This is a genomic window from Caulobacter sp. 602-2, assembly GCF_011043625.1.
GTDB lineage: Bacteria > Pseudomonadota > Alphaproteobacteria > Caulobacterales > Caulobacteraceae > Caulobacter.
Window position 1 is genome coordinate 227,002 of record NZ_JAAKGT010000006.1, and the last position, 12,950, is coordinate 239,951.

Annotated in this window: 5 protein-coding genes; 4 read left to right on the forward strand and 1 reads right to left on the reverse strand. The window is 65.4% G+C overall.

What is annotated here, in order from left to right; all coding sequences use genetic code 11:
* Nucleotides 1-51 precede the first annotated feature (51 nt).
* Nucleotides 52-3,021, reverse strand: coding sequence for a TonB-dependent receptor (locus tag G5B46_RS14800; protein WP_165259787.1), 2,970 nt, complete (start codon nt 3,019-3,021; stop codon nt 52-54).
* Nucleotides 3,022-3,371: 350 nt separating this feature from the next.
* Between G5B46_RS14800 and G5B46_RS14805 the strand changes: the two genes are divergently transcribed.
* The 4 genes from G5B46_RS14805 (at nt 3,372) to G5B46_RS14820 (ending at nt 12,847) form a co-directional block, all read left to right on the forward strand.
* The gene (locus G5B46_RS14805) at nt 3,372-6,446 is read left to right on the forward strand and encodes a glycoside hydrolase family 2 TIM barrel-domain containing protein (RefSeq protein ID WP_165259789.1); all 3,075 of its coding nucleotides are present in this window, start codon (nt 3,372-3,374) and stop codon (nt 6,444-6,446) included.
* A complete protein-coding gene (locus G5B46_RS14810) occupies nt 6,443-7,924 on the forward strand; it encodes a glycoside hydrolase family 28 protein (protein ID WP_165259791.1) in 1,482 nt (493 codons plus the stop codon). The genes G5B46_RS14805 and G5B46_RS14810 overlap by 4 nt, the downstream gene beginning before the upstream one ends.
* 300 nt (nt 7,925-8,224) lie before the next feature.
* Nucleotides 8,225-11,863, forward strand: a complete 3,639-nt coding sequence (locus G5B46_RS14815; RefSeq protein WP_165259793.1) for a TonB-dependent receptor — start codon at nt 8,225-8,227, stop codon at nt 11,861-11,863.
* A gap of 72 nt (nt 11,864-11,935) precedes the next feature.
* Complete coding sequence (locus G5B46_RS14820; protein ID WP_240903494.1) at nt 11,936-12,847, forward strand: rhamnogalacturonan acetylesterase; 912 nt, start codon at nt 11,936-11,938, stop codon at nt 12,845-12,847.
* Nucleotides 12,848-12,950 lie beyond the last annotated feature (103 nt).

A 12,950-nucleotide genomic window follows, 5' to 3' on the forward strand; every position in this document is an offset into this window, starting at 1 on the left:
CTCGAAAAAGAAGGGGCCGCGCCCGCAGGAGCGCGGCCCCAGGAGGGGAGCCTAGAAACGGTAGTTGACGCCGAAGGTGAAGTTGCGGCCCACACGGGTCTCGAACAGCGTGTCCTTGCGGACGCTGTCGACGTACAGGCGGTTTTGCTCGTCGGTGAGGTTCTGGACCTCGAGGATCAGCTTCACGCGATCGCTGATCTCATACGAGGCCGAAGCATCGACAAAGAGCGTCGGCGCATTGCCTTGCAGGTCGCTGCCTGCCGAGGCCGGGATGCCTCGGATGTAGCTGCCGCGATAGTTGGCGGTGACCCGGGCCCCGAAACGGTTGTCTTCGTAATAGAAGGTGCCGGAGGCGGTGTTCTTGGAAAGGCCGACCAGGTCCGCGGTGGTGGTCACCGTCGGCACGCCGTTGACGCTGGCCAGAATGTAGTCGATCTCCGAGGTCACGTAGGTGTAGTTGGCCAGGACGCCGAAGTTGCTCCACTTGCCGGGCAGGAAGAACAGCGGCACCTGGGCGTTGAGCTCGAGCCCCTTGAGCGGGCCGCCCTTGGTGTTGAAGGGCGTGGAGACCGTGAACAGCTCGTCGGCGCTGGTGTTGCTGCCCGCCAGCAACTCCACGGGCAGCCCCAGCTGATTGAACGGCGTCTGGGTGCTGACGCGCTGGATGTAGGTGTCGATGTCCTTGTAGAAGAACGCGGCCGACAGCAGGGCGCCCGAGTGGAAGTACCATTCCACGCTGGCATCGAAGGTCTTGGCGCGGATCGGGTCGAGATAGGGGTTGTTGACGGTCCCGGTGCGGGTCACAGGGTTGACGCCGCTGCTGGGCGTCAGCGAGCCGAGGTCGGGGCGAGCCATGACCTTGGACGCAGCGAACCGGAACAGCAGGTCAGGCGTGGCTTCAACGACAAGGTTGGCCGACGGCAACCAGTCTTCATACGAACGATCCACCGAGCCGCGCTGGCCGGTGACCCCCGTCGGCGAGGCGGCCGAGGTGACCGCCACATTGGCCGCAGTGTACTGGTCGGTGTGCACGTAGCGAACGCCCGCATCGCCACGCACGCCAAGACCCAGCACGTCGTCGAATTTGAACTCGGCCATCGCGTAGCCAGCCAGGACCTCCTCCCGGATAACTGCGTCCGGGCTGCCGCATTCGGCGTGACAGGTCCTGACCTCGTCCAGATTGTAGGCGTCGATGAGCTTGGCCCAGTCGAGGCTTGCCCAGCTCGATGGCGCGCCGCGTCCCCACAGCTTGTCGACGCCAGAAATCTGCTTGGTCAGGCTGGCGAGGGTCACCCCGGCCGGCAGCGCTTTGACCACGGCGTCGGCGGTGTAGATCCGGGTGTCGAACGATTTCTGCTCGGCGCTGCGATACTGGCCTCCGAAACGGAAGGTGAGGGCGTCGTCGAACGCCCAGTCCAGGTTCAGTTCGCTCTTGATCCCCTGGGTCTGGGAACTGGCGGGCTTGCTCTGGAAGCTGAAGCCGCCGAGCACGGTGCCGTCGGCGAGCGCCGGAGCATAGGCGTAGTTGGCGGGGTTCGACACGTCGAAGCCGAAGCCGAGGATCGGCGTGCTGCCGCCGTCGCGGTAGTCGATCGAGAAGTTGTCGGTGTCGATCGCGTCCATGAAATACTGGAAGCGCATCTTGTCGACGAACTTGCTGTCGTTGACCCCGAAGACGCCCGAGATCTTCAGCCTGTCGCTGATCTCGCGCTTGAAGTTGAGGTTGGCCTGCTTGAACGTCGTCGAGAATTCCGAATGCAGGCCTTCGGAGCGGACGTCGACGCCGTCGAACAGGCCGTAGATCACCGACCCGTTCGAAGACAGCTGGACGTCCTTCACGGACGTCATCGGCTGACCGTTGTTGGAGGCCGAGCGGGCGAACGACACCGCCTCAATGTAGTTGTCGTCACGAACCACGTTGAACTTGCTGTAGATCAGGTCCAGCGAGATGTCGGTGCGATCGTCGGGCTTGAACTGGAGCGTGAAGCTGCCGCCCACTCGCTTCTGCTCCTGCTCGGAGTTGCTGTAGCGCGGCAGGCGGGGGAAGAACGCGCCGCTGCCGGCGGTCGTCGACAGGTCGGCCCGCCGAGCGTTGTAGATGGTCTGGTAGGCGGCAAGGCTGCTGGTGCGAGGGTTGCCGGTGCTGCAGTTGGCCGCGTCCGCGCCCTTGGCCGCGTTGTTGGCCGGGTTCTGCGGGGTGAAGCCGATCGGCGAACAGAAGCCGCCGTTGGTGTTGGCCGACAGGATGTCGACAGCCGAGTAGCCGACTTCGCGCAGGTGGCGCTTCTGATAGCTCAACGAGCCGAGCACGCCCCATCGACCGTCGTCGAAAGTCTTGGAGACCAGCGCCGAAAGGCGCGGGTCGGCGTCCTTGGCCAGCTCGTTGGAGACGCCACGGGCCGTCGCCGTGAACACGAAGTCCCCGCGCTGGTCGAGAGGGCGCGGCGCGGAGAGATCGACCGTGGCGCCCAGGGAGCCTTCCTCGACATCAGCGGAAGTGGTCTTGCGCACCGTCAGCGCCGAGAAGATCTCGGTCGGAAAGACGTTGAAGTCGAACGAGCGGCCGGAGTTTGCCGCGCCGTAGATGTCCGAGGCGCCGGTCTGGGCGGCGGCCTCCATGCCGTTGACGCGAACTCGCGTGAATGCGGCGCCAAGGCCGCGCACGCTGATGTTGCGGCCTTCGCCGCCGTCGCCGCGCGATAGCGCCACGCCCGGCACACGCTGCATGGACTCCGCCAGGTTGGCGTCGGGAAACTTGCCGATGTCCTCGGCCACGATGCTGTCGATGGCGGCGGCTTCCGTCCGCTTTTCGACCAGCGCCTTGTTCAGGGAGGCTCGAAAGCCGGTGACGACGACTTCGGTCACCTCGGTCGAGGCGTCGACCGGCTCAGCGCCCGGTTGGGGCGCAGGCGAAGCAGTCTGGGCGCTGGCCATGGAGGTCAGACCACAGGCGATGGTCAGGGCGAGAATGGAGACGGATCCGATCCGGGTGGACCGTCGCGTGTGAGCTTGTCTGATCATTTTCTCTGGTTTCCTCCCGACGTCATCGACCGCCCGGCAGCGGCCGTCGTCTCGTTGTTTTTCGAACCAATATCTTTTCTGCCAGCGGTGGCAATGAGCAAAATTGCCGATGTTGCGATTTCGCTACGGTCTCGGCGTCATGTTTCGAGAACTGCGTTATGTCCCTATTGCCAGCGGTGGCAGTCCGAGATATGGCCGACGGAAGAGGTCAAACCACAAGCCATTCGTTTTGTGCGTTCGAGGCAAAACGTACCCCTGGCTGTTTGCTGGAAAACTTGACCCGACGGCGTCCGTTTGGCGCCGCGCGATGGAGGAAGCAGGCGTTGGTTGACGGGGCTAAGCGTTTCTGGATGGCCACCGCGGCCTGGTTGGTCTGCGCTGGCGCGGCATTGGCGCAGCCGCCGCGGACCGAGACTTTGCTTCTGTCTGGGCCTGGGCCTGAAGCGCCGACCAACTGGAGCTTCGTGATCGACGGCGGCGCGCGAGCCGGCGAACAGGCCAAGATCCCCGTGCCGTCCAACTGGCAGCTGGAGGGCTTTGGCCACTACCAGTATGGCTATGACCGGGGGCCGCGCGCCGCCGACACCGGCGTCTACCGCACCGAGTTCGTCCCCCCGGCGGGGTGGAAAGATTCCCGAGTCCGCATCGTCTTCGACGGGGTGATGACCGACACGCGCGTGTCGGTGAACGGCGCGTCTGCGGGGCCCTTGCATCAGGGCGGCTTCAATCGCTTCAGCTACGACATCACAGACCTGATCAAGCTCGGCGAGCGCAACACGCTCGAGGTGACGGTGAATGAGGCGTCGGCCGCCAAGGACACCGACATCGCCGAACGGCACGGCGACTACTGGGTGTTCGGCGGCATCTATCGCCCGGTCTGGCTGGAGGCTGCGCCCAAGCAGTCGATCGGCCAGGTCTCGATCGACGCTAAAGCCGACGGAACCCTGGCGGCCGACGTCACGCTCGGCGCGCCCAGGACCGTGACGCGGGTCACCGGGCAGGTGCGCACGGCCAGCGGTGAGGCCGTGGGCGAGGCGTTCTCAACGGCTATTCCCGACGGCGGCGCCGGCAAGATCAGACTGACCGGCCTCGTCGCCTCTCCGGCGCTGTGGAGCGCCGAAACCCCCAACCTCTACAGGCTCGACGTTACGCTCTACGAGGGCGACAAGGCGGTTCACGCGGTCACCAAGCGGTTCGGCTTTCGGACCTTCGAGATCCGCGAGGGTGACGGGCTCTATCTCAATGGCCAACGGATTCTGCTCAAGGGGGTGAACCGCCACAGCTTCCGGCCCGATACCGGTCGGGCGATCAGCCGCGAGGCCGCCTATGAAGATGCGCGCACCATCCGCGCGCTCAACATGAATGCGGTGCGGCTGTCGCACTACGCCGCCGAGGAGGCCTTTCTCGAAGCTGCGGACGAGCTCGGGCTCTATGTCATCGACGAATTGAGCGGCTGGCAACACGCGCACGACACCGAGGTGGGGCGCAAGCTCGTGCGCGAGCTCGTCGAGCGGGACGTCAACCACCCCAGCATCATCCTCTGGACCAACGGCAACGAGGGCGGCTGGAACCGGGCGCTGGACGTCGATTTCGCGCTCTACGACCCGCAGAACCGTCCGGTTCTGCATCCCTGGGAACTGTTCGGTGGCGTCGACACCAAGCACTATCCTCGCTACCCCGACTTGCTGCGCCGTCTATCGGGCAAGGCGTTGGTGATGCCGACCGAGTTCCTGCACGGGCTCTATGACGGTGGCGGCGGATCGGGTCTCGACGACTACTGGCGGGCGATCAAGGGCTCCCCCAAGGGCGCGGGCGGATTCCTGTGGAATCTCGCAGACGAGGGCGTCGTGCGTCGCGACCAGGGCGGGCGGATCGACACCTACGCCGCCTATGGACCAGATGGCCTGGTGGGGCCGCGGCACGAGAAGGAGCCGAGCTACTTCACCGTCAAGGAGGTGTGGTCGCCGATCCAGATTGATCCGCCAAGCCTCGACGGCGAGTTTGATGGTCGTCTGACCGTTCGCAACGACTACGACTTCACCGACGCTGCGCGGGTCAAGTTCAGCTGGAGCTGGGTCAAGCTCGCTGGCCCGGACGGTCGCGCGCGCGATCAGGTGCTGGATCAGGGTGTCGTCGAGGGCGTCTCGATCGCGCCTCATGGACAAGGCGCTCTGCAGCTTCCCACTTCGCGCGCGGCGCGTGAGGCCGATGTGCTCCGGGTCCGCGCGACGCTCGGCGAGCAGGACCTGTGGACGTGGTCCTGGCCGACCGCCCGGGTGGTCGCGCCCACCACTGGAAAAGCTCTCTGCGCAAAGCCCCGCATCGAACGCCTGCCCCAGGAGGTCAGCCTCTCCTGCGGCTCAGCGCGCGCGACCTTCGACGCGCGCACGGGGCTGCTCAAGGCCTTGGTGAGCCCGGACGGCGCGAGCTTGGTTGGCGATGGTCCCAGGCTCGTCGTCGCCCGACCCAAGGCGAGCGGCGCTCAGCCACGGTGGGCGGCGGTCAAGGACCTGGGCGATGGGCGCTACCGGCCCGCGCGGCCTGGCGAGGCCAATCTCATCGAGGTCGATCTTGGCCGTCAGGAGGCCGATGGTTGGGCGGCCTTCAAGCTTGAGGTCTCGGCGGACGAGAAGATCTGGAAGACGGTCTACGACGGTGCGCGGGTCTTCCCGCGCGATGGTCTCACCTTTTCATTTCCGGCCCAATCGGTCGCGGCGGTTCGCATCAGCAACCTGGCCGGCGTTCGAGACAAGCCGAAGGTGGCGTCGGTCAGGATCGCCTACGAGGCCGAGCGGTTCGCTGCGCCCGACGCGGCGCAGGTCGCCGTCTCGACGGGGGAGGAGCGGGATCCGAACTCGAAATTGCCGCAGGCCGTCTTCGATGCGCCGGGCGCAGGCGGGCTGGAGCGGGCGCGCTGGACCTTGAGGTCCGATGGCGTTCTGGCCTTGGATTACGCCTACGCCCTGACCGGCGATTTCCTCTACCACGGCGTCGGGCTGGCCTCGCCGTTGCAGGATGTGTCCAAGGTTACCGCGCGCCTCCGCGGTCCCTCGCCTGTCTGGAAGAACCGGCAACGGGGAACCGGGGTCGGCGTCTACCCGATCGCGGCAGGCGAAGACGCAAGTCTGCCGACGCCGCAGCGCGCGGGCTATTTTGCCGACCCGCGCTGGGTTTCGTTGAGTGCGGCGGGCGCTGGTCTGACGATATATTCCGAAGGCGCGCCCTATCTGCAGTTGGGCGCTCGCCTGGGCGACTTTCCGACCACGAGCGTCGATTTCCCCGCCACCGATCTTGGCTTCATGCAGGCGATCCCGGCCATGGGCGCAAAGGGGCAGGCGGCCGACCTGACCGGTCCGGCCGGCGCGCCGGCCAAGGCCGCGGGCCAGTTCGCCGGGCGGCTGGTGTTTGTCGGAGGACGGCGATGAGCGCGGTGAAGGTCATGTCGGATATGGCTGTCTCGCGCCGGACCCTGTTGGCCGTGGTCCTCGCTGGCGCGCCGACGCTGGCACATTCGTCCAATTCGGTAGACGTGGACGCGCGCAGTCGTGCGATCGTCGCCCGGATCCAGCGGCCGCGAATTCCCAAGCGTGACTTTCCCGTCCGTCTGAGCGATGGCGCGCCGGGCGCCGATCACTCCGCGGATCTGGCCAGGGCCTTGGCTGCTTGCGAGGCGGCGGGCGGTGGTCGCGTGGTCCTGCCTCAGGGGGTGTGCCGCACGGGTCCGATCCGCCTGGCCTCGAGAACCGAGCTGCACGTGCCGGCCGGCGCCAAGCTTCAGTTCATTCCTGAGCCCGAACGTTATTTGCCCCCCGTCCTCACGCGCTGGGAGGGCGTCGAGCTGATGGGCTACCAGCCGCTGATCTACGCCTACGGAGCCGAGGATATCGCCGTCACCGGGGGCGGCGTGATCGACGGCGGCGCGGACGACAAGCACTGGTGGCCGTGGAAGGGGTCCTGGTCTGGGCGCTACAAGGATCTGCCGATCGCCGAGACCCAAAAAGGCGACCGCGCTCGGCTTTTCGAGATGGCCGAACAAGGCGTCGCGCCGGAGGCGAGGGTGTTTGGCGCGGGCAGCCGGCTTCGGCCCTCCTTCTTCCAGCCCTATCGCAGCCGGCGGGTCCTTGTCGAAGGTGTGACCTTCAACAGCGCTCCGTTCTGGCAATTGCATCCCGTGGAGTGCACGGACGTCACGATCCGCGGCGTCACTTGCGCCAGTCACGGCCCCAACAACGACGGCATTGATCCGGAGGCCTGCCGTGACGTGCTGATCGAGCATTGCGTCCTCGACACCGGGGATGACTGCATCGCCCTAAAATCGGGCCGTAACGCGGATGGGCGTCGCCTGGGGGTCTCGTGCGAGAACGTCGTTATTCGAAAGTGCCGCATGAAGGACGGGCATGCCGGCGTGGCGATCGGCAGTGAGCTCTCGGGCGGCATCCGCAACGTCTTCGTGAGCGACTGCCAGATGGACAGTCCTGATCTGACCCGCGCCCTGGTGATCAAGACCAACAGCTATCGAGGCGGGGTGGTGCGCGATATCCACCTCGATCGTCTCTCGGTAGGCGTCATCGACAAGGCCTTCATCCAGGTGTGGATGCACTACGAAGAGGGCGATGGCGGGCCGTTCACGCCGGTCATCGAGTCGGTCTCGGTGTCCAACTGCCGGGTCGAGCGGACCGAGCGCGTGCTGGTCGTTCGCGGGCTTCCGCGCAGCCCCATTCGAGGCTTGGCGCTCAGGAACATCGTCGTGAAGTCCGAGGAGGCGCGCTCGGTGGTGGTCGATGCGGCGGATGTTGTCGTCGACGGTGTGGTTGTCGAGGGGCGAGCGTGGAGCGGTTCGGACCTGGTCGGCTTCGCCAGTCTTGATGGGGTGACTTGCGACAAATGGGCGGTCTGTCGCTAAAGCGGTCGCCAAATTGGTAAGGCCAAATTGAAGTTTGGTAAGTGGCGGTAAAGTCACAAATATGGCGAAAATAGCCGATTGTTGCGTTGCTGTTGCAGTGAGTCGCTGGTAAAATCTGTCTGACCAATTGAGAGTATTGGTCCGGCCGTTGAGCCGGGGAGGGAACTCATGTCGAAGGCTTCAGGCGCGCGGCCTCTTCGCCGCGTGATCGCGGGCGCACGCGCGTTCGCACCCACCGGCTAGCGCCGGTGACGCCCCGCGTGGGCGCGAGAGATCCAGACAAAAACGAGGGAGGAATACATGGAGCGCCTCAGCGCGCGCGGCCGTGCGGCCGCTGCTGTCTCAATCATAGCGCTCAGCGCGGCCCTGGCCGCTGCGAGTGGAGCGCAAGCTCAGTCCAAAGCCGAAGTCGCGCCCGCCCAGCCGTCCTCACGCGAGGAGCCGACCCAGGTCGAAGCCATCGTCGTCGGCGCGCGCGCCTCGCAGCAGTCGTCCATCCAGCGCAAGAAGCGCAGCGCCACGGCTCAGGACTCGATCGTCGCCGACGACGTCGGCTCGTTCCCCGACAGCAACGTCAACGAGGCGATGTCGCGCGTGGCTGGGGTGGCGATCGAGCGTAACGGCTTCGGCGAAGGCGAGGGCGTGTCGATCCGCGGCAATGGACCGGACCTGACGCGGATCGAACTCGACGGCATGGGCGTGGCCGCTTCGGGCTACGCTATCGCGGTCGGCAACAGCGATGGTGGTCGCGGCGCCGACCTGCGCGAATTCCCTGCCGAAATGATCAAGAGCCTGGACGTCATCAAGGGCCAGACGGCCGATATGACGCCCGGCGGCCTTGGGGCGACTGTGCAGATCCAGACGCGTACCGGTCTCGATTTCAAGAAGCCCTACCTGCAGATCCGCGGCGCTGCCGCCGGCAATTCGTTGTCGCGCAAAGCCTCTCCGGAGCTTGGCTTGGTGGCCTCCCGCAAGTTCTTCGACAATCGCCTGGGGGTGATCGCCAACGTCAGCTACAGCAAGCGGCTGAACGACAGCCACTCGCTCAACAGCGGCGGGTCGAGCAACGCCCAGGGCTATCTGCGCTTCGCTGACTTCGACAACTCGCCAGAAAAGACCTTCACCTACAATCCCGCCGCGGCCAACGGCGTCGGCGCTGATCAGCCGATCAATTCCTGGGCCCTGGCCAATGGGTCGGGATCGTGGAACGCGCCGACCCCAATCGATGTCTACACCAAGTCCGCGGCCGCCCAGACCAAGGCCGAGTGCCTCAGCGCCTTTCCGCTGCTGACCTCGTCGCAGCTGTCTTCGATCGCCGGCGGCAGCAATGGGGCCAATCGCCAGGCCGCCCAGGCCGCCCAGATCAATGCGCAGATCAGCTGCCTCAACCAGTGGAACGACTATGCCCCCAACCTGGTGCGCGACCAGAACTGGTCACAGTACGAAGATCGCATCTCGTGGGATCTTCGCTTCGACTATAGGGTCAACGACGACCTGACCATCTTCGCCAAGTACCAGGTGGCCAACCGCAATCAGGTCGAGAACAACCGCCAGCGCACCCGCGGCGGGGTCGATGTGATCACGGGGGCCTCGTCGGGTTACACCGCAACCTCGCTGGTGACCAACACCGCCTACGCCCCTGGCACGCCCAACATTCTCTCGGCCCTCAGCAACGGCGGATACTACATCTACAACACCGGCCAGCCGGCCGGGGTCTCGACGATCGACACAACGCCGGGCTCGGGCGTGTCGAACAACGCCTTTCCGATCTATGGCGTGGCGGCCAACATCGTGCCGGGTTCGGTCGTCGTCGACGGCAACCATCACCTGACGTCGTTCGACATCACCAACGCCGCGGTCGGCATCGATCACATTCAGAACGAGCAGATCTGGGACACCAACTACTTCACCTACGGCGCCGATTACGATCACGGTCCATTGAAGATGGAGCTGCGCGGCGGTCGCAGCAACGCGACCTACTCGCGCTACGACATCCGTCTGTCGCGTAGCTACACCTACGGCAACGCCACCATGCGCGTCCTCGACAACGGTGTTTGGACGATCGACACCCCGTCGAGCTACGACGAAACCAACATGGCCAACTTCGTGCAGATGTTGGCCCCGACAGCCAACGGCCAGCCTTCGTACAGCAGCCTTCGGCGCTTGACCTGGAATCCGCGCCAGGTCGAGAGCTCGGAAGACCAGCTGAAGTTCGACATCACCTACAAACCCGACATCCCGTTCTTCACCCGCTTCAAGGTGGGCGTGCTCTACCGCGGCGCCGACGCCAACTCCTGGGGCGGCGGCGGCTACTCGCCCTCGGCAGGTGTCTATGTGCCGACCCTGACGCTGCGCAGTGATGTCCGAGCCTGCGAGAACGTCGCCACGACGACGGCCGCCAACGCCTGCGTCTACGGCTACGTGCCCAACCCGACGACCGGCACCGGCTTCCTGTACGGCGTCGAGACCGTCACCCGCGAACAGCTGGTCAGCATTTTCCAGAACTCCCTTGAGGAACTCGAAGGCCCATTCATGCAGGGCTATGATGGGACCTCGGGGCTGGAGCTATGGGACAGCATCGACGTCAAAAAGGCGTTCTCGCAGCTGGCTAGCGCCGCCAACTACAATTTCGACTGCCTGAAGGAATGCACGGGCAGCGATGGCAAGGTCTACAAACAGCCCTATAACCAAACCGAAGAGACCCACAAATCCTGGTACTGGATGGCTGAGTTCAGCCAACAGCTGCCGTTCGGCATGGAGCTGCAAGGCAACCTCGGCAGCCGGATGTTCAAGACCGAAGTGGCCGGCTCGGGCTATGTGAAGCTCAACTACACCGTCAAGACCGCCGCCTATGATCCGCTCAATCCGAGCGCGGCGGCCGGCATCACCACCACCTCGGTGACCAAGCCTGTGACCATCAACAAGAGCTACACGGGCTGGCTGCCGTCCTACAACGCCGCGCTCTGGCCTCTGCCCGACAAGGTGGCGCTGCGCTATTCGTGGGCCAAGACCGTCGCGCCGCCGCCGATGAACCGCCTGTGGCCGGGCGGCGAATGCACCTACGACGAGCGCAAGCTCGACGGAACCGACACCGACGGCTCCTATCAGGACATGACCTGCGGCACGTTCGGCAACGCCGACCTGAAGCCGTATCAGGCCACCAAGAACAACACCTCGATCGAGTGGTATCCCAACAAGGACACCTCGATCAGCCTGGCCTACTTCCGACAGAAGGTTCGCGTCGGCGCGCCGATCTCGGTGCCGGTCAAGAACCTCAAGGTGTTCGAAGGCAGCGACGAGACCGTTCCGGGCACCGACAAGAGGCTGTCCGATTACGAGTTCGGCCTGACTACCTACGCCAACGGCCCGGGCTATGTGCAGTCCGGCTGGGAGTTCTCGGCCCGCACGGCCTTCACCTTCCTGCCCTGGCGTCTGAACAAGACCGGCATGGACTTCAACGTCTCGACCACGAAGTCCAGCGACTCTGTCGCCTACATGGACCCGCTGACGGCGGACGGGCTGTCGCCGACCAATCAGGCCAAGTACTTCCTCAACGCCGTGCTCTGGTACGATGATGGGAAGACCAAAGCCCGCCTGGCCTTCCAGGCCCGGGACCGGACCCTGACCTGCATCTCGCCCTGCGGCAACACCAGCGAGTCGCCCGTCAGCAACGCGCCCAACACCAACCGCAACAACTACGTCCGCTTCCCCTACAATCCGAGCGAACCCTACTATTCGGAAAAATACGAGTATCTGGACGCCAAGATCTCGCGGAAGCTCAATCGCAACCTCGAGGTCTATCTGGAAGCCCGCAATATCCTGAACGCCGCCAAGCTGCGCGTCGGGTCGGACGATCGCGGCTTCGAATCCAGCCCCAATCCGTGGACCGTGCAGTACGGCGGTTCGCGGATGTCCGTGGGCTTTACCTACAAGAACTGATCTGGCGGGCGGCTCCACGGAGCCGCCCAAACTGCATCTGACCGCGTCTGCGCATGGCGGCAAAGGAGAACCATGTCCTCTACCGGCTTGGCGCGGCGTCGCCGATCGAGCCTGATGGCTCGCCCCCTCCTGATCACTGCTCTGCTCCTCGGTCCGCAGGCCGCCTTCGCCCAGGCCGCAGCCGCGGGCGAGGCCGCAGTGGAGAGCGCAGAGCCAGCGCGCGCCAAGCCATCCAAGATTGTACTGGTTGGCGACAGCACGACGGCGGTGTCCAGCGGTTGGGGGCCGAGCTTCTGCGGCCGCCGCGTTATGGCGCAGATCTCGTGCCTTAACCTGGCCCGCGGAGGGCGGAGCACCAGCAGCTATCGCAAGGAGGGCTACTGGCAGCTGGCGCTCAACGAACTGGCGACCCAAGGCTATGGCCGCGCCTATGTCTTGATCCAGTTCGGTCATAACGACCAACCGGGCAAGCCGGGGCGATCCACGGACCTTGCGACGGAGTTTCCCGCCAATCTTCGGCGCTATGTCGAAGAGGCTCGAGCGATCGGCGCGGCGCCCGTCCTGGTGACGCCTTTGACCCGAAGGCAGTTCGTAGGCGGTCGGCTGGACAACAGCCTGGAACCTTGGGCGCAGGCGATCCGCGACGTCGCGCGCGAAACGGGCGCGCCGCTGATCGACCTCAACCGGGCGAGCGCCGAGGCGGTGGCCAAGCTCGGGCCGGTGGAATCCATGCGCTTTGCTCAGCGCGCGCCGTCGGAGGCAGCCGTCGCCGTCGCACGGTCGGGCGACACGATCGCCAGCGAGCCGCCGCCCAAGGCGACGGTCGCATCGCCCGGGCGTCCGGCCGATGGTCCGCAGGGGCGGGTCAGCATCGTCTACGACCACACTCACCTGGGCCCCGAGGGCGCCGACTACTTCTCCGCGATGGTGTCGGATCTCCTGGCGCGCGCAGTCCCTGAACTGCGCCGATCGCTGCTGCCATGACCGGTCGTATGAGCGCCGGATCGGCCATCCGCGGCCCGCTCCACACCCTCAAACCTCGTGACGGCGATGGCACGATGGTGTGCGGCTGAGCTGACTCGCGTGC

Excerpts from the sequence above, each read along its gene's own strand:
- G5B46_RS14800 (WP_165259787.1), bottom strand. The coding sequence starts at position 3,021 with ATGATCAGACAAGCTCACACGCGACGGTCCACCCGGATCGGATCCGTC.
- G5B46_RS14805 (WP_165259789.1), top strand. The coding sequence starts at position 3,372 with ATGGCCACCGCGGCCTGGTTGGTCTGCGCTGGCGCGGCATTGGCGCAG.
- G5B46_RS14810 (WP_165259791.1), top strand. The coding sequence starts at position 6,443 with ATGAGCGCGGTGAAGGTCATGTCGGATATGGCTGTCTCGCGCCGGACC.
- G5B46_RS14815 (WP_165259793.1), top strand. The coding sequence starts at position 8,225 with ATGGAGCGCCTCAGCGCGCGCGGCCGTGCGGCCGCTGCTGTCTCAATC.
- G5B46_RS14820 (WP_240903494.1), top strand. The coding sequence starts at position 11,936 with ATGTCCTCTACCGGCTTGGCGCGGCGTCGCCGATCGAGCCTGATGGCT.